The sequence below is a fragment of the Kitasatospora sp. NPDC032121 genome (assembly GCF_055580145.1).
The window spans coordinates 223,324-240,701 of the sequence record NZ_JBVILX010000005.1 but is presented as its reverse complement, the minus strand read 5'-3'; the positions used below and the strand labels follow the sequence as shown (position 1 = coordinate 240,701).

Below are 17,378 nucleotides of genomic sequence, written 5' to 3'. Positions count from 1 at the left end.
CCGCACCGGCTCGCTGGCCGTCGTGGCAGCCATCGCCACCGGCATGGTGGTGCCGGTACAGGCCCGTCTCAACGGCGAGCTGAGCCAGCGCCTCGACGACGGCATCGCTGCGGCGGCGATCAGCTTCTCGGGCGGACTGGTCCTGCTGTCTCTCCTCGCGCTCTTCTCCACCGGACTGCGCGGCGCGCTGCGGCGCCTGGCCGGCGCTTCACAAGATGGTCGGCTCCCTCGCCGGTACCTGCTGGCCGGTGTGCTCGGCGGCACTTTCGCCCTGGCCCAGTCCACCGCCGCGCTGGTGACCGGAGTTGCCGTATTCACAGTGTCGGCCATCGCCGGCCAGACCTTTGGTGGTCTGATCGTGGACAGCCGGGGGATCGGCGGTGGCCTGCGGCGGCGCCCAGGCGCCGCCCGACTCACGGGAGCGGCCCTCATCCTGGTGGCCGCAGTCGTGTCCGCCCTACCCCGTTTCGCCGACAACCTCGCACCGGCCACGATCATCCTGCCGGCCCTCGCCACCATCGCCGCAGGCTTCCTCCTCGGTGTGCAGCAGGCCCTGAACGGAGCGACGACGGCCGCGTCAGGCTCGCCGCTCGCAGCGACCTGGCTCAACTTCCTTGTCGGTGCCGTGTTCCTCGGTGCGGCATGGGGGGTCAAAACACTCGTGCAAGGGACCTCGGGGCACCCCCTGCCCACCAGTTGGTGGGTCTACCTCGGTGGTCTGTGCGGCGTGGTGTTCATCGGTGCCTCGGCGTTCCTGGTACGCCGGATCGGTGTCCTGCTGCTGAGCATGGCCTCCATCGCGGGGCAGCTCGCCAGTTCGATCGCCCTGGACTTCCTGGTCCCTTCGGGCGGTCAGTCCCCCTCCGTCCTCACCGTCCTCGGTGCGCTGCTCACGTTCGGCGCCGTCGGGATCGCCTCCCGGCGCCCGCGTGGCACCGATACGAAGTGATCCACGTCCGCACCCGGACCCCACCGTCCCTCTCTCGATGGAAAAGCAAGACAGTGCCGCCACGGCACGAAAGGAACCCCAGGTGTCCCAGAACCAGCCGAAGGACAAGGAACGCATCCTGATCAAGGGCGCGTACCTGATCACGCAGGACGACAAGCTCGGCAACTTCGTGGGCGACGTCCTCGTCGCTGACGGCAGGATCCTCGAAATCGGCCGGGACCTGTCCGACGACCGGGCCAGGGTCATCAACGGCGCAGGCAACGTCGTACTGCCCGGTTTCATTGACACCCACCGCCACAACTGGCAGGGGGCGCTGCGCAATCTCGGCCCCGCCTGGACCTACCAGGAGTACCGCAGCCAGGTGCAGATCGGCCTCGGACAGTACTTCGATCCTCAGGACGTACACATCGGCAACCTGGCGGCGGACCTGATGTCCCTCGACTCCGGGGTGACGACCGTGCGGGACGAGTCGCACATCAGCAACAGCCCCGAGCACTCGGACGCGGCGATCGCAGCGCACTGGGAGTCGGGCATTCGAGCAGTCTTCGACCACGGCTGGCCGTCGACGGAGGCAGAGCAGTGGCAGTTCGGCAGTGACCGCAGCCACCCCGACGACATTCGGCGCATCCGCAACGAGGTGCTCTCCGACGACTCGGCGCGGGTGACCCTCAACGCGATGCTCCGCGGACCGGAGCTGTCCACCCCCGATGTGTCCGAGCGCGACATCCGGCTCGCCCGTGAACTGGGCCTGCGCATCAGCATGCACGTGGGCCTCGGCGAGTGGGGGGCGCAGCAGCAGGCCGTACGTCAGCTGGAGGAGGCCGGGCTGCTCGCTTCCGACATGACGTTCATTCACCTGTGCACGTCGACCGACGAGGAGCTGAGAATGGTGGCCGCACGCGGTGCCACCGCGTCCGTGGCCGGCGCCCTGGAGGTCTTCATGCCGGGCCTGGGCCAGCCGGCCACCAACCGGCTGCTGGCCGCCGGTGTCCGCCCGAGTCTCAGTGTGGACACCGAGACGATCGTGAGCGGTGACATGTTCGGCGTCATGCGGGCGACCCTCGCCTACCAGCAGCTGATCCTCGCCGGTGCGGCCGGGCCCATGGACCGTGCTCCCGGCCTGCCCACGTTCGACGCCGCCGACCTGCTGTCCTTCGCGACCATCGAAGGCGCACGGGCCGCGGGGATCGACGACCGCACCGGCAGCCTGACCCCGGGCAAGGAGGCAGACCTGATCATGATCCGCCTCGATCACGCCAACATGCTGCCCGCCACGGACGTTGCGGCCACGATCGTCGCGGGCGGCCACGCCGGCAATGTCGACCTCGTCGTGGTGGCCGGCGACGTCCTCAAGGAGAACGGTGTGCTCAAGGGAGGCGACACCGTCTTCGACGAGGCCGCGGCCTCCCGTGACCGGCTCTTCCACGCCGCCGGTCTCCCGCTCCCGGCCTGAGCCGACCAAGTAGCCGACGCCCCCGTGGCGCGGGGCTGCGGGCCCGTGTCACACACTCGCGCAATCAATATGAGAAGGCCCTGTTCTGGCCACAACGCCGTTCAGTCAGGCGTGGAGCCTACGGGTGAAAGCCAGAGGGCGCAGCAGCGGAGCTTCCGTGGAAGAGGTCCGTCACTCCAAGACAGCCTCACCACGGGAGCTCCGCAGCCGCCAGGGTGTTCATATAGGTCCAGAACCCACATTGGGTCCTGGACCCGGACGACCCGCGCGAAGTGCCGCACGTGCCGTTCCGAGATCAGCCAGACATCAGCCGGCGACACCCACCAGACCTCCGAGGCTCCACTCCTACGCCCTGAGGTCTCGCTACTGCGATGACCGGCTACAGGACCGGTGCGGGAACGGGGGGATACGGCCGAGCGGATCATCGAGGCCCTGACGGTTCACACCTACCTGGAGGATGAATTCGTCTATCCCTGGATCCGGCAGGAGGTGCCCGACCTCGCCGACGCGATGGCCGGCGCCCGGCAGGTACACCATGGCGCCGAGGTGTTGTGCGAGAACTGGATCGGATGAGCCCGGACAACGAGGAGTTCGACGCCAAGACCGCCGTCCTGATCGACGTGGTCGAGCGACATATCACCGAGAGAGCAGCGGCCGAGACTACGGGCCGCTGCGGTGGCCTCGAACGTCTCGGCGCAGGTGCCGGTACCGCTCGTGCTGCAGCGTCGCTCAGCCACCGCGTTCCCCCCGACTTGCCTGTCATCCGCCCCCCAAGACCGGGCGCGTGAGCGTGTCGCATCAGCCACCTCGACCAGAGCGATGTGTGGCGCGGGGCGGCTGATCCGGTCGGCCGTCAGCAGTCGTCGGACTCAGCGGCGTTCGGCTGGCGGGTGACCGTCCTGCGGGACAGCAGTATCGACAGTGCTGTGACGGCGGCCCACATCGGTCCCATGAGGATGTGGAGGAGCCCCAGCCAGGCGACCTCGCTCCAGCGATACAGTGCCACCTGCGCGACCAGGCTCACAACGCTCACGAGGGCGAGCACCACCGTGGTCGCCGCGTAGAAGCGGTGCAGTACCCGGTGCGAGCGCCACTCGGGTGGGCCGCCCACGATCCTGTTCGCGACCAGACCGGCCAGGGGGCGGTCGGCTGCAAGGGACAGCAGGCATGCCGCCGTGGCCACGGCCGGGATCAGCATGGGGACCAGGAAGAACCCCCGCGCCTGTCCCGTCCAGGCGGCTGCGGCCGCGCACGCTGTCGCCAGCACGGCGCCGACGACCGCGTGCCCGATCTGCCGCCGGGCGCGCAGCCGCCACGCGAGGACGAGCACGGCAGCCACCGTTGCGGCGACCGATGTGGGCCGCAGACCGCCGATCCCGTTTGCGGCCAGGAACACCAGGGTGGGTGCCCCGGCCGCGGCAGTGACCGCGGACGTGGCGCGTGGCGACATCATCGCGACGGCTCGGCGGCATCGTCGCAGCGACGTCGGCCGGTGACCTTTGAGGACGGGAGACGACCGGCCTTGGAGGTGCCGGTGAGCGTGTCGCCTTCGATGGCGACGGCAAAGGCCAGGTCGAGGCGCAGTGGGCGGGCGATGGACTGCTTCCAGGTCAGTCGGTCGCCGTCGAGGGCGATGTCGCGCAGGGGCAGGTTCTCGCCCGCGCCGTGGGCGGTGCCGACCAGCAGCCCGTTCTCCGTGCGCAGTTCGATGACGGGGTGCACCCGTCCGATGGGCGTGACGATGGTCAGGTCCCAAACACCTTCGATTTCAGTGGACATGAAGTGACGCTTCCTTGCTCGTGACGTGCGGGGCGGTGCGAGACGCTCAGAAAGCGGCGGGCTCGAGCCCGTCGGGGCGCCAGGTGATGCCGCGGCGCTCATGGGCGAACAGCTGCTCCACCGCGTGGGCGATCTGCGGACCCACTTCGCGCTCCAGCAGGTACAGGCCGAGGTCGAGGCCGGAGGTGACCCCGGCGGCGGTGACCAGGTCGCCGTCGTCGACGACGCGCGCGTGTACGGCGTGGACGCCGGTCGCGTCGAGCAGGTCCAGGCCCAGGTGGTGGGTGGTGGCGTGGCGGCCTTGGAGGAGGCCGGCCATGGCCAGGACGAGCGAGCCGCCGCAGACCGTCGCCACGGTGATCCGCGTGTCCGCCATGGCGGCCTTGAGCAGCACCGGCAGCTCGGTGTCCAGCGTGCGGGCCAGCCGGACCGGGATGGCGTCCTCCTGCGTACCGTCGTCTTCGAGGCCCGAGGTGTCGCCGGGGTCGCCGACGCGCCCGGAGGCGCCGGGGACGAGGACGATGCCGGGACGACGGGGGTCGAAGGTACCGGTGGTGCGCAGCGACAGGCCGCCGGTGCCGCTGACGACCTCCCGCGGGCCCTCGGCGCTGACCAGCTCCACGGTGACGGCGCCCCCGGAGGCGGTGCCGCCGGCGTGGAGGACCTCGAACGGCGCGATGGCGTCAAGCGGGTCGAACCCGTCGAACAACACGATCTGGACGTGCATATGAATGCCCCTTTCAGTAGAGCAGGAGCCGGCGATCACCGGCTTCACCTCGATGCTAGGAGCCGGCGCGCACAGCGAAGATGGGCTCGAATGACACATTCCAACGGAATCTCGCCACGAGCCGTACGCCGCCGCTCGAAGCCGCTCGTCGGCCGGCCGCGTCCGGCCCCACTCGCCCCGTTCCTGGACCGCGGAGCACGCCGCGACGGCCATACGGGGGTGGTCCCTATGACGCACGTGAACTGCTCGCGGAAGGCGATGGGCGCCCCGAAGCCGGCCTGACCCGAAATCCGCCCCACGGTACGGTTGGGGGTTCTCCAGCAGGCACTGCACCCTTTGGACACGGCGCCCACTGCAGTCGCCGCAGCGTGGTGGTGGTCTGCTGCTGGAAGCGACGGCCCAACGTACGCTCGCTCATCCCCCACAGCCGGGCCGGCGCACCGGCGGAAGTGAGCAACTGCCCAATGTCGACGCGGAGCACGTCGGGGCGTACCTCGATCTGCGGGAAGCGTCGGACGGAGGCGTCCGCAGCGATCCACCACCGTTCGAGGCGGAGCTCCTCAGGCGTGCTCGCTGCTGCGGAAGGTAACGCGGTAGCTCTGCGGCGTGGTGCCGGCGACCCGCTTGAAGCGCTCGCGGAAGGCAGTCGGGGAACCGAAACCGGCCTGGTCGGCGATGCGGTCGATGGTGTGGTCGGTGTTCTCCAGGAGGAACTGCGCCCGCCGGATTCGGGCCCGCAGCAGCCATTGCAGCGGCGTAGTGCCGGTCTGCTCACGAAACCGACGGCTGAAGGTGCGCCCGCTCATGCCGCTGCGCTGGGCTATGAGGTCGAGCGCCAGCTCCTCACCGAGGTGCTCCTCCATCCAGGCGAGCACCGGTTCGAGTGTGGAGCCCTGTGGGACCGGTGGCTGGCGGTGGACGATGAACTGGGCCTGGCCCCCTTCGCGTTCCAGCGGGGTGACCGCCAATCGGGCCGCATCGGCAGCCACCGCGGAGCCGAAGTCGCGGCGGATCATGTGCAGGCACAGGTCCAGCCCCGCCGAGGCACCCGCGGAGGTGAGCAGCTGCCCGTTGTCGACGTAGAGAACGTCGGGGCGGACCTCGACCGCGGGGAAGCATCGGGCCAGATCGGGGGCGGCAACCCAGTGCGTGGTCGCCGCCAGTCCGTCGAGCAGTCCGGTCAGGGCGAGGTCGAAGGCGCCGACACAGATCGAGGCGATCCTGGTGCCTCGGGCCGCCGCTGCGCGCAACGCCTCCAGCACTTCCTCACTCGGCGGGGGCGCGCCCTCCGCACGACCGGGAACGATCACGGTGTCGGCGTCGGCCAGCCCCTCCAGTCCCCACGGGGCGGTGATCATGAATCCGGCGGCCGGGATCTGCGCACTGGGTCCGCACACGCGCACCTGGTAGGGGCGGCGTCCGTCCGGCAGCCGGACCCGGGCGAACACCTCCAAGGGCGTGGACAGGTCGAACGGGATGACCTGGTCGAGTGCCAGAACCGCGACGGTGTGCACCTACGACTCCTCAGAATTCCGGGCGGAACCACGGTCCCTCTCTCCTACGGTTCACGATGGCACAGGTCAGAGGGCTGGCGAGAATTCGGTGAATTCTGTCATTTCAGCCACTGGGAGTCGGTGGTTCCCGGTTCCTAGGCTCCGATGTCGGTAGTCCCTCCATCAGGGCTTCACCGCTTCCGCCCCAGCACGCGAGAAGGCGTACCGAGATGCCAACTCTGCCCCTTTGTTCCTTCCCCGACGCCCCTCCGTGTCACGGTGAGGGCGCGGCCTGATGACCAAGCTTGTACTCGCTCTCCACGTCTTGGCTGCCGTCATCACCATCGGCCCCGTGACCGTCGCTGCCAGCATGTTCCCCGCGGCAGTCCGCCGAGCCACCTCATCCCCAGGCGACGACACCCTCGCGGGGGTGCGGGTCCTGCACCGGATCTGCCGGGTCTACGCGCAGATCGGACTCGCCGTCCCCGTGTTCGGATTCGCCACTGCCAGCCTGATGCACGTCCTGGGCAGCCCCTGGCTGATCACCTCCATCGCCCTGACGGCCGTCGCAGCCTTGGTGCTGGGCGTGTTGGTGCTGCCCGCCAGCACTCCATCCTCACCGCCCTCGCCGAAACGAGGACCGAGCCCCGGCCCGACCGGGCAGCCACAGCTCGACTGGCAATGTTCACCGGGGTCTTCAACCTCCTGTGGGCCACGGTCACGGTCCTGATGATCGTCCGTCCCGGCTCGACCACCGGAGCTTGAGAGACGTAAACCACTGCGCATCTGCGCAGCGATCGAACTGATCACCCTCGCCACGCTCTTGACCGAACGCAGCCATATCTCTCTGCTGCGGCGGAACAAGGGCGACGAGGTCGCCGCGTGGAGTGCGGAGCCGGTGGTGGCGGACTTCGGCCCCGGCCCGCGTGCCGCCAAGGCCGGGGAATCCTCTGAGCGCGGCCGTGGGGAAGAACTTCCCGATTTCGCAGCGCTCTTCCCTGTGGAGCCTCCGCACTGCGAGGACCCGGAGTGCGAGGACGAGCGCTGCTTGTGGCAGCTGACTCCCCGCAGGGCCGACCTCCTCCACACCGCACTGTCGCTGCTGGCCGATGAGGCGTACGAGGACGCCGAGGAACTCGGTGACGGGCACCTTGTACCGGGCAAGCACGAGGGCAATTGGGGGGTGTTCCCGCGGCTGCCGAAGCTGACCTTCGCCACCGACCTCCAGTGGCGGCGCCGCTTCGCCCGCGCCGCCGACGATCTCGCCGACGACCTCGAACGAGGCCACTGGCCACGGCCTACCTGCACCGCCGAGGAACTCGTCCTGCACCTCGCCATCGCCGACGCCGGCGACAGCGCCGACGAGCTCGGGGACGACTCCGACAGCACCGGGCACGGCACGCACAGCACACTGCCGGTCCACCGCGACGACTACGACTTCGACGCCTGCACGGACATGTTCTTCCAGGACACCGACGTCCTCATGCTCTACAGCTCCCGCTTCGACGGCATCGAGGACCCCGACGGCGAGGTCAACCGCCAGCTCGGCGTGGGCGACCTGCGCGCGCAGGCATGGTTCGAACCGTTCGGGAACGTCAAGGCCCGAGACCCCCACCGCCGTTTCCGCCGCTGAACGGCAGGGTCCGAATAGGGCGGCGGGCCGAGGTGCGCAAGTACCTCCGCCCGCCGCTGGCGGTGGGCGGAGGAGCTGTCAGGGACTTCCCGGGCTCGAGACGGTGCTCGGCCCCTTCCCGGCGTGGCGGCGCAGGGCGAACGGGCGGTCGAACGGATCGGGGCATCCTTCTGCGGCAGCAGTCCGCACATGAGCTGTTCCAAGGTCGTAGAACGCCCGACCCAGGAGGTCGCAGGGCCGCCCAGGATGGCTCGTTCAAACCGGTGGAGCCCCCGCCCACTTTCCCGCAGGTGCCAGATTGGTCACTCTCTGCGGATGGTCAACAGGTGCCGTGCGATGAAGAAGGACAAGAAGCTCTGCAGGAACCGGGTCTCCCACCCCGGACTCCGCTGCCATCTGCACCAAGGTCTCCCTGCCGGCCCGCGACCCACTGAGCCGTCCCCACGCAGGTGGGCAGCGAGCGGCGCACCTGCGAGGTCGGCCGTCCGAAGGCCCCGCCGGCCCAGTTCCACAGTGAACCGCCCGTCATCGGGCGCGCGGCCCACACCGTCGTCGAGGACACCCCGGATCCCGGCCCAGCGCACCACCTCCCGTCCGGCTCCGAGTCCTCCGCGGGTCGTGAGCCGCGCCGAGACGGACAGCGCCGCCCGGGTGTGCGTCGAACTCGTGGCGGCGGGCGGCGCAGACACCATCGCCACTCAGGCGCTGCGACACGTGAGCGACACCACCTGGAACGCCCTCGTCGAACGCCACCGGGGAAGGGGCTGCGAGACGCTCGCGACGCTCGCCCGCGCACTCCTGGACGGGAAGAAGTCGCTGCACGGCATGCTCGGCAACCTCGTGGGCAGGCTGCTGGCCGCACTGGGGCGGCCCCGGATCGAGCAGACTTTCGCGCGGGAACTGGCCGCCCGGGTGCCGCTGCCGTTCGGACAGGAGATCGCTGTCGCCGCACGGGGGCTCCAAGTGGCCGGGATCTTCGTCTGCTTCACCGGCGGTGCCGTGATGCGGGACTGCGCGTGCCTGCGAGACCTCCTGGCTCACGAGGGTAGGGGACAGTTCGAGAACCTCCTCGAAGGTGCCCTCCAAGACTGGAGCGAGCTGCCCGCCCGCATGCACGACGGCGTGGTCCTGCCTGGCATCCAGCGGCCGTGACCGACAGAGCCGCGCAACGCCGCCCGTCGCCCTCCCCGCGCCCTGGTGCTCGGTCGCCGCGGCCAGCGCCAGCGGCGGCCGCCTCGGGGGCTGGCCGCTTGGTCAGAGTGGATGACATGTCAGGCCGGACCCTTCAGGGCAGGCCGAGGCAGGACGAACGACTCAGCGTGAGCGTGTGTCCGATCGGATCGTTTCGGCCTGCTCGGGCTTGGCTGCTCTGCCATGCCCGAGCAGGCCGAGGACTCGGCCGCGTAGGGGGTCAGGGGCGGGTTGCGGCGACGCGTCCGTGGGCACCCATGCCGACGTGTGACCAGCCGGCCGCACGCCACCGGTCGGCCTCCAGCGCGTTGCGGGTGTCGAGGATGACAGGGGCGTCCACCAGACCGGCGAGCCATCGCGGGTCAAGCGTCAGGTACTGCTGCCACGGCGTGGCGAGGAGCACCAGTTCCGCTGCGGTGGCTGCCTGCACCAGATCGTCGGTGCACGTGATCTCGGGGTGTTCGGTCGAGGCGTTCGCTGCCGCCTGGGGGTCGTGGACCGTGACCAGCGCGCCGGCTGCGTGGAGGCCTTCCGCCACGGCCAGTGCCGGCGAGTCGCGGATGTCGTCCGAGTCGGGCTTGAACGATGCGCCCAGAACGGTGATTCGGCGGCCCGCGAGGTCTCCGCCGAGCAGGTCGGCGGCCAGCTCGACTGCGTGTCGGCGGCGGCGTCCGTTGACCGCGTCCACCTCGCGCAGGATGGCGAGCGACTCCACGAGCCCCAGTTCCCGGGCCCTGGCCTGGAATGCGCGGATGTCCTTGGGCAGGCATCCGCCGCCGAACCCGAGGCCGGCGTCCAGGAAGCGGCGGCCGATGCGGGCGTCGTGGCCGATGCCGTCGGCGAGGAGTACGACATCGGCGCCGGTGGCCTCGCAGACCTCTGCCATCGCGTTGATGAAGGAGATCTTGGTGGCGAGGAAGGCGTTGGCGGCCGTCTTCACCAGTTCCGCCGTGGCGAAGTCCGTCGTCACCACAGGGGTGCCGGAGGCGATGGCTGTCGCGAAGACCCGGCGCAGCGTGTCTTCGGCCCGTGTCGAACGGACGCCGAAGACCAGGCGGTCGGGGTGAAGGGTGTCCTCTACCGCGAAGCCCTCGCGAAGGAACTCGGGATTCCACGCCAGTTCGGGGGCGGCCTGGGCGGGTGCGAGGTCGTCGAGCAACATGGCCATCCGGTCCGCGGTGCCGACCGGGACGGTGGACTTGCCCACGAGCAGGGCGCCGCAGGTGAGGTGCGGCGCGATTGACCGGACGGCGGACTCGACCTGGGAGGTGTCGGCCGCTCCGTCGTCGGTGCCTTGTGGCGTCCCCACACAGATGAAGTGGACCTCACCGAAGGCGGCGGCTTCCTGGTAGGAGGTGGTGAACCGGAGCCGACCGGTTTCCACGTGTTTGCGGAGCAGCGGTTCCAGTCCGGGTTCGTAGATGGGTAGTTCGCCGCGGGCGAGGCGGGCCGTCTTCACCGGGTCGATGTCGACCCCGACGACCTCGTGGCCGAGATCGGCCATGCACGCCGCGTGTGTGATGCCGAGGTAGCCGGTTCCGATCACGGTGATTCGCATGGGTGCGGAGTCCTTCATGTGCTGTTTCTCTCTCCTGGTCGTGCGATGGGGCGAGGCGCCGGCGTGCCCGGGGGCGGCCGAGTGGCAGGCGGTCGCGGTCGGTGGTGCGGCGCTCGGGCAGGCCTGGTAGCAGGGCGCCGGCCGGGACGAGGTGGAGCCGGGCTGCGGCTTCTCCGAGTGCCGCCGCAGCCGGGTGCAGTGCGGCTGGGTACGGCCCCGGGCTGGCCGACCGGGTACGGGCGTGGAGCAGGACGGCGTCGTTGACGTCCTTGCCGATCACCCAGCCGCGGTCGGCGATCCCGGCCAGCAGGATCAGTAGGCTGTCCGTCGGATCGGGCAGTGACCAACCGCCGCCCGGAGCCGGGGTGGCGCGGCCGGGATCGGGGTTGACCCACAGCGCGGGCCCGGCGGGGATGCCGCCGAACTGGATGTCGAGAGCGGGCAGCGCCGTTCCGACAGGGGACAGCGCGAGGGTCCCGGAACCGGCACCGGCGGACACGGTGGCGTCGGCGTGGCAGCGGTACTGGCCGCCCGCGCAGAGGTGGCGGGCCAGGGAGTGGGCGCGTTCCCCGTCGGGCAGCCACAGGTCGAGGTCGTTCATGTCCCGCAGGTCGGCCCGGAGGTAGAGGGGCCGGACCGCGAGTCCCTTGATCGCGAGCGGCGTTGTGCCACTGGGGGCCGACCACTGGGCCACGAGTACGCGGGCCGCCTGTTCCGCGGCCGTGGTCACGCCGGGGCCGTGGGCGGCGAGGTGGTCGGCGGCCGCGGTACAGGCGGCACGATCGCCGCTGCCTCGGAGTACGGACCCGGTAGCCAGCCGCCGCAGATTGGCCGCTGCTTGGCGGGCGGTCTTGTTCGCCAGCACCAGGTCGAGCACGCCTTCGCGGCGTACCGCGTCGGCGGACCGGAGTAGGCGGACCAGGTGCTCGGCGAACCGCTCGGCGGTGGCCTCGTCGAACAACTCCGTCGAGTACTCCAGGAAGCCCAAATGGCCGGTGCCGTCCGGCACCACGTGGACGGCGAGGTCGTACTTCGCCGTGCCGTTGTGCAGGTGGACTCGCTTGGCCGTGACACCGGTCAGCTCCAGCGGCTCGGGGCGTTCGGCGAGCGTCACGACGAGCTGGCACAGCGCCTGGTGGTTGCGTGCGGAACCACCACCGAACTCCCTGACGAGGTCGGCGAACGCCACGTCGCCGTGGGCGGCGGCGCCGCGGAGCGCGGCAGCTGCCTCCAGGGCCGCCTGCGCGAAGGTGTCGCAGCCGCGCAGGCGGCTCCGGACCGGCAGGAGGTCCACCTGGCACCCCGCCGCGACCGAGCCGGTCAGCGGCCGTCCGGAGAACGGCACACCCACGACCAGGTCCTCCTGCCCGGTGTGGCGGAACAGCAGGACGCGGACCGCAGCGAGAAGGACGGCTTGGGGCGTCACCCGCAGGCTCCGGGCCAGTCGGCGTAGCTCGTTCGGCAGACCGAAGCTGACCCGAGCGCCCCGGCTCCCCGGCCGTTCGGGCCGGGGGCGGTCGGAAGGCAGTGTGGTCAGTACGGGAGCACCGTCGAGGTACTCCCGCCACCACGTCCGGGCGGAGTCCGAGAGCCCCGCCGCCGGACCGGTGGGATCCAGTCCGGCGGGCGCCGGCAGATCGGCGGTGCCCCCGACCAGGGCGGCCCGGTAGAGCGCACCGAACTCCCGGGTGAGCAGGTCGGTGGTCCAGTCGTCGACGGCCAGATGGTGGAAGGCGAGTACCAGGAGCGACTCCTCGGCCGTCCAACGCACCACTGCCGCCCGCAGCAGCGGCCCGGCCGACGGATCGATCGGGACCGCGATGAACTCGCGGGCCCACGCCTCGGCCGCCTCATGGCTCACGGCGTCGGCCACCTCGACCGCCACCGCGCCCGGCGCGCCGACCGCCTGGTACAGAGCCTCGCCGTCCAGCCGGTACGTCGCCCTCAGCGCTTCGTGTCGGCCCACCAGCGCGGTCAGCGCTTCGCCGACCGCCGCACGGTCGACCCTCCCGCGGAGCCGGTGGACCAAGGACTCGACGTACCGCGCCGTCCCCGGCTGCACCTGCTCGCTCAGCCAGATTGAACGCTGGGCCAATGCCAGTGGAACCTGGAGTGTCTGCGTCATGCAATGTGATATATCACTGTGATCATCACTGTCAAGTCATCGAAGGGTGGCCACTATGGCTCTACTCAAGCTTTTTGATGCTGCGTCAGAGCACTGGCCTGCGAAAACAGTCCTGGAGAGCCACGATCTGACGATCAGCTACAAACAGCTGCAACTCTGGAGCGAGGGGTTTGGGATCTGTCGACTCTCGCTGTTCACGGTGAGCCTCAACTCCCTTTGTTATCAGAGCAGTTTGGTAACAAAGAAGCCGAGACATCAAGGCCTCGACTTTCGACACTAGTTAAACCACTTGACTGGGGTTAAGGGGTTCAATCAACCGTCGACCGCCCCGCGTCGCCCCGGCTCGGCGACGGCTGCTGATCAAGAGTATTTGACCATAGGTCAGTTATGGCTGAAGTCGAACTTGACGGTGACTGGCGCGTGGTCGCTCCACCGTTCGGCATGGGATGCGGCGCGTTCGACGTAGGCTTCTACGGCCTTGTCGGCGAGGCCTTTTGTACAAACACTTAGGTCTACTCTCCAGCGGATGGACGCCTTTTCTAAAAGAGTCCACCTGTTCGAGAATAGCCTGTTCGAGGGTGTCCGCTGGCCTGGGTGGTAGGGGATCTCCTGTGAGCATCATGACGGCTTTGGCGCCGGTTCGGGCGGTAGTGGGTTCGCGTGTGTCGGACACGCACGGGGACGAGGGCAAGGTCTCGCACCTGGTACAGGCGGAGTCGGCGACAAGGCACGCGCTGGCGAAGGAGTGGGAGATCGTCGGGTCCTTCGAGGACCTGGACGTCTCCCGGAGATCACCCCGTGGAAGCGCCGGGACCTGGGCCCGTGGCTCACCGAGCGGCAGGGCGAGTGGGACGCGATGGTGTGGGCGAAGGTGGACCAGGCGTTCCGGTCGGCCAATGTTCCTGATGTTGGCGTCGATCTTCGCGGAGATGGAACTTGGGGGTGATGCCGCGTGCCGCGGCCCGCTGCATGCGGGCGATCCAGGCCTCGGCTTCCTCCTCCGTGGGGACGGAGGAGGAAGCCGACTTGCGGCCGCCGCCGTTGGGGTCGGTCCGGCGCACGCGGGCGCGGTAGCGGAATTCCGGACGTGACGTCCGCATCGGTTCACGGATATCCGTGAATGTGGGCGCTCGTGCCGTGCGGGGAACGAGCATCCCGGCATGACGTCGAACACGCTGACCACGGCCGAGCCGACGCCTCCGTCGTCCACCGGCGAGATGGTCTCCCGGTTGCTGCACACCCTCGGCGACCCCGATCCGGCCCGGGGAGTCGAGGACATCACCACCGCAAAGACCCAGGCATCCGCCTCCGCCGCAGAGATCGCCCGGATCGCTCCCCGACTTCACGGCGTTATCGGCGCCGCCCGGCTCCCCCTCCACCTCGCCACCACTCGGCTCTGGTCCTGGCGCGACGAAGACGGCGACGAAACCCACTGGGTGCGCCACCTGGCGCGGTCCGTCAAAGCCGCCGCCCTCCGGCCCGCCCTCACCGCCGAGCCCTGCGCCCTCGTCCCATCGCCTCCGCCGCCGACCGGCCCGACCTGGTCGGTGACGGAGCAGCGCGGTATCCGTACGGTTCGACGTCCCGATCCCCAGTAGCCCCCGGAAGATAGGGTGCCGTCCATGGAGTTCCAGGTCCTCGGCCCCGTGTCGGTCAGCGGGAACGACGGGCCGTTGCCGCTCGGGCCCGCCAAGCGGCGTAGCCTGCTCGCGATGTTGTTGCTGCGGGCCAATGTCGCGGTCTCCGTCGACACACTCACCGAGGCGCTGTGGGACGACGAACCCCCCCTGCACGCCCGCACCGTGATCCAAGGCCATGTCTCGCGCCTGCGGGCACTGTTGGCGGGCGTCGACGCATCGGCGTACGGCGTCGAGCTGAGCACGCGCGGCTCCGCGTACCACCTGGAACTTCCGGAGACGCTACTCGACGCCCACCGCTTCGAGGGGCTTGTGGCGCTCGCCCGCCGTGCCACCGACCCCGGTGACAGGGCCGCGCTGCTCACCGAGGCGCTCGCCCTATGGCAGGGCCCCGCGCTGGCCGGCGCCTATCCGTCGCCGCTGCTGCGCTCCGCCGCGCACACCTGGGACGAGGCGCGGCTCGCAGCGGTCGAGCTGCTCGCCGACACGTACGTCGTGGGCGGTGAACACGAGCGCGCTGTCCAGCTGTTGCGGCCGGAGACCGGGGCCCATCCGCTGCGCGAGCCGCTGGCCGCCCGGCTGGTTGAGGCGCTGCATCACGCGGGGCGTTCCTCGGAGGCCCTGGACGCCTACCACCGCGCCCGCCAGGTCCTCGCCGACGAGCTCGGCGTCGCTCCGGGCGCCGAGCTGACCGCCGCCTTCACCCTCGCCCTCGGCCCCGACAGTGCACCCGCGGCCCGGGCCGTTGCGCCCCAACCCTCCCTGGAGCCAGTGCAGTTCCGGCCCAATCTGCTGCCTCGTACCCCGCGCGGATTCTACGGCCGCACCGCCGAGAGCGCCGCGCTGACCGTGGCCGCGGCCGGACCTGACGGGCCGGTCGTCGTGGTCACCGGGCCCGCCGGGGTCGGCAAGACCGCACTGGCCGTGCACTGGGCCGCCAGCCGGCGCGCCGACTTCCCCGATGGGACGCTCTACGCCGATCTGCGCGGGTTCAGCGACACCTCGGACCCCGAACCGGGCGAGCTGCTGCGGGAGTTCCTCGTCGCTCTCGACGTTCCACCGCGCCGGATGCCCGAGTCGGCGGACGCCGCCGGTGCCCTGTTCCGCTCGCTCACCGCCGAACTGCGCCTGCTCGTCGTCCTCGACAACGCCCGTACCTCCGCCCAGGTGCGCCCGCTTCTGCCCACGGGACCCGGCTGTGTCACCGTCGTCACCAGCCGTGCCCGCCTCACCGGTCTCGTCGCCTCCGACGCCGCCCGCGTCCTCGCCCTCGACGTCCTCACCACCGATGACAGCGTGGCCCTGCTCACCCGTCTCCTCGGCGAGCACCGCACCGCCGCCGAGCCACAAGCAGCCCGCCGTACGGCCGAGTTGTGCGGTGGGCTGCCGCTCGCGCTGCGGGTCGCCGCCGCTCGGCTCGTGGAACTCCCCGCCCTCGGCCTCGCCTCCCTCGCCGACCGGCTCGCCGACGAGCGCCAGCGGCTCGCGCTGCTCGCCGTCGAGGACATCGGCGTCGCCTCCGCGCTGCGGCTCACCACCGCCCACCTCCCCGCCGATGCAGCGCAGCTGTTCACCGCGCTCGGCCACCACCCGGGCACACACGTCGACCGGTTCAGCGCCGCCGCGCTCGCCGGCACGACCCCGCCGGATGCGGACCGCGCCCTCGACCGCCTGGTCGCCGCGCACCTGCTCACCGAGACCGCCCCCGGCTGCTACGTCCTGCACGATCTGGTCCGGCTCTATGCGCGTGGCCAGAGCCATGACCCGGCCGCCCGCACCGCGGCCCGGCTGCGCCTGTATGACCACTGCGTGGCGACCGCGCTGTCCGCGTCCGAGGCCGCGGAACCGGGTGGAGAGCCCGCCTTCGTACAGCCTCATGACTTTCAACAGCCGCCCGCAGTACTGGACTTCACCAGCCGCGAGGAGGCGCTCGGCTGGTTCGCCGCCGAACGCGACGACCTCGCCCTGATCGCCGCTGCGGCCCGCGCCGAGGACCGGCCCGAGCGGGCCTGGCGGATCGCCGTGACCCAGTGGCCGCTCGTGGTCTGGCGGGTCCTCGCCGACTGGGCGCCCACCCTGGAGGCCGCCCTCGCCGACGCCCGCGCCTGCGCCGACCCCTATGCAGAGGCCCGCGTCCTGACCCTGCTCGGCTGGGTGCTCGCCGAGGAGGGCCGCACCGCCGAGGCCGTCCGGCACCTGCGCGTCGCGCCCGAACTCGCGGCCCGCGCAGGCGACGTACTCGGCGAGGCCACCGCCCTGGTCAACCTCGCCGCGGCCCTCCCCGACGACGAACCCGGCGCCGCCGAAACGGCCTGCACCCGAGCCCTCGCCCTCGCCACCGAGGCCGACGACGCGCACACCCGGATGCTCGCGCTCCAGCACCTGGCCCGCATCCACCTCGGCGCGGGCCGCCACCGGCAGGCGTACGAGGCGGCCGAGGTGGCGCTCGGCCTCGGCCCCGAGCACGAGGCGGTCGCCCGGCGCGTGCTCCTGCGTACCTGGCAGGGCGAGGCGCTGGCCGGGCTCGGCGACACCGTGGCCGGGCGGCGCTGCCTCGCGCAGGCCGCGCTTGAGGCCGAGCAGACCGGCTACGACGCGGGCGCCGTCACGGCGCTCGACGCCCTGCTGCACATCGCCGACCAGGACGAACTGCCCGAACTACGGCGCCGGCACGCGGCGGCACACGCCAGGATCCGGGAGCGTTAGCCGGGCGTTAGCGCCGCCGCCGCGCTCGTTAGTGATCTGCCAGCGCGCCGCAACACCCTAGTTCGTGTAAGGGGAAACGACCTCGTGCAGGATCGCGACCCACGAACGAGAACCGGGGGAACCAGCC

At 70.7% G+C, this 17,378-nt stretch carries 12 protein-coding genes and 3 pseudogenes; 8 read left to right on the top strand and 7 right to left on the bottom strand.

The annotated features are described in order from the left end of the window. Positions 1–22: 22 nt before the first annotated feature. The 3 genes from ACZ5OX_RS17180 (at position 23) to ACZ5OX_RS17170 (ending at position 2,975) form a co-directional block, all read left to right on the top strand. Positions 23–949 carry a DMT family transporter gene (locus ACZ5OX_RS17180; protein ID WP_465630634.1) on the top strand — a complete coding sequence of 309 codons (927 nt, stop codon included), beginning with the start codon at positions 23–25 and terminating at the stop codon, positions 947–949. An 82-nt stretch (positions 950–1,031) separates the two neighbouring features. After that, a complete protein-coding gene (locus ACZ5OX_RS17175) occupies positions 1,032–2,402 on the top strand; it encodes an amidohydrolase family protein (protein ID WP_465630633.1) in 1,371 nt (456 codons plus the stop codon). A gap of 390 nt (positions 2,403–2,792) precedes the next feature. Next, positions 2,793–2,975 (top strand): hypothetical protein, encoded by a 183-nt coding sequence (locus ACZ5OX_RS17170; protein ID WP_465630632.1) that lies wholly within the window; start codon positions 2,793–2,795, stop codon positions 2,973–2,975. Between the two features lie 280 nt (positions 2,976–3,255). On the opposite strand, the gene ACZ5OX_RS17165 is transcribed toward ACZ5OX_RS17170, so the two are convergent. The 4 genes from ACZ5OX_RS17165 to ACZ5OX_RS17150 all read right to left on the bottom strand — a co-directional run bounded on the left by ACZ5OX_RS17165 (position 3,256) and on the right by ACZ5OX_RS17150 (position 6,422). Continuing rightward, positions 3,256–3,852, bottom strand: coding sequence for a DUF3159 domain-containing protein (locus ACZ5OX_RS17165; RefSeq protein WP_465630885.1), 597 nt, complete (start codon positions 3,850–3,852; stop codon positions 3,256–3,258). Further along, positions 3,852–4,181 (bottom strand): hypothetical protein, encoded by a 330-nt coding sequence (locus ACZ5OX_RS17160; RefSeq protein ID WP_465630630.1) that lies wholly within the window; start codon positions 4,179–4,181, stop codon positions 3,852–3,854. The genes ACZ5OX_RS17165 and ACZ5OX_RS17160 overlap by 1 nt, the downstream gene beginning before the upstream one ends. Positions 4,182–4,227: 46 nt before the next feature. Next, positions 4,228–4,908 (bottom strand): DJ-1/PfpI family protein, encoded by a 681-nt coding sequence (locus ACZ5OX_RS17155; protein WP_465630628.1) that lies wholly within the window; start codon positions 4,906–4,908, stop codon positions 4,228–4,230. Positions 4,909–5,468: 560 nt separating this feature from the next. Beyond that, positions 5,469–6,422 carry a GlxA family transcriptional regulator gene (locus ACZ5OX_RS17150; RefSeq protein ID WP_465630626.1) on the bottom strand — a complete coding sequence of 318 codons (954 nt, stop codon included), beginning with the start codon at positions 6,420–6,422 and terminating at the stop codon, positions 5,469–5,471. Positions 6,423–6,696: 274 nt separating this feature from the next. Between ACZ5OX_RS17150 and ACZ5OX_RS17145 the strand changes: the two are divergent. The 3 genes and pseudogenes from ACZ5OX_RS17145 to ACZ5OX_RS17135 all read left to right on the top strand — a co-directional run bounded on the left by ACZ5OX_RS17145 (position 6,697) and on the right by ACZ5OX_RS17135 (position 9,186). Further along, positions 6,697–7,166: pseudogene (locus ACZ5OX_RS17145) on the top strand (DUF2269 family protein). A gap of 283 nt (positions 7,167–7,449) precedes the next feature. Then, entirely contained in the window at positions 7,450–8,034 is a 585-nt protein-coding gene (locus tag ACZ5OX_RS17140; protein ID WP_465630624.1) for a hypothetical protein, read from the top strand. Between the two features lie 618 nt (positions 8,035–8,652). Beyond that, positions 8,653–9,186 (top strand): hypothetical protein, encoded by a 534-nt coding sequence (locus tag ACZ5OX_RS17135; RefSeq protein WP_465630623.1) that lies wholly within the window; start codon positions 8,653–8,655, stop codon positions 9,184–9,186. Between the two features lie 259 nt (positions 9,187–9,445). Here ACZ5OX_RS17135 and ACZ5OX_RS17130 read toward each other — a convergent pair whose 3' ends face one another. The 3 genes and pseudogenes from ACZ5OX_RS17130 to ACZ5OX_RS17120 form a co-directional block, all read right to left on the bottom strand. Continuing rightward, positions 9,446–10,729, bottom strand: coding sequence for a UDP-glucose dehydrogenase family protein (locus ACZ5OX_RS17130; protein WP_465630621.1), 1,284 nt, complete (start codon positions 10,727–10,729; stop codon positions 9,446–9,448). A gap of 964 nt (positions 10,730–11,693) precedes the next feature. Then, positions 11,694–12,908 (bottom strand): annotated as a pseudogene (locus tag ACZ5OX_RS17125) (condensation domain-containing protein); the annotation flags it as partial. Positions 12,909–13,289: 381 nt separating this feature from the next. Next, a pseudogene (locus tag ACZ5OX_RS17120) lies at positions 13,290–13,430 on the bottom strand (exodeoxyribonuclease III); the annotation flags it as partial. Between the two features lie 638 nt (positions 13,431–14,068). On the opposite strand from ACZ5OX_RS17120, the gene ACZ5OX_RS17115 reads away from it, so the two are divergent. Then, complete coding sequence (locus ACZ5OX_RS17115; protein ID WP_465630619.1) at positions 14,069–14,506, top strand: hypothetical protein; 438 nt, start codon at positions 14,069–14,071, stop codon at positions 14,504–14,506. Between the two features lie 24 nt (positions 14,507–14,530). Continuing rightward, the gene (locus tag ACZ5OX_RS17110) at positions 14,531–17,251 is read left to right on the top strand and encodes an AfsR/SARP family transcriptional regulator (protein WP_465630617.1); all 2,721 of its coding nucleotides are present in this window, start codon (positions 14,531–14,533) and stop codon (positions 17,249–17,251) included. Positions 17,252–17,378: the final 127 nt, after the last annotated feature.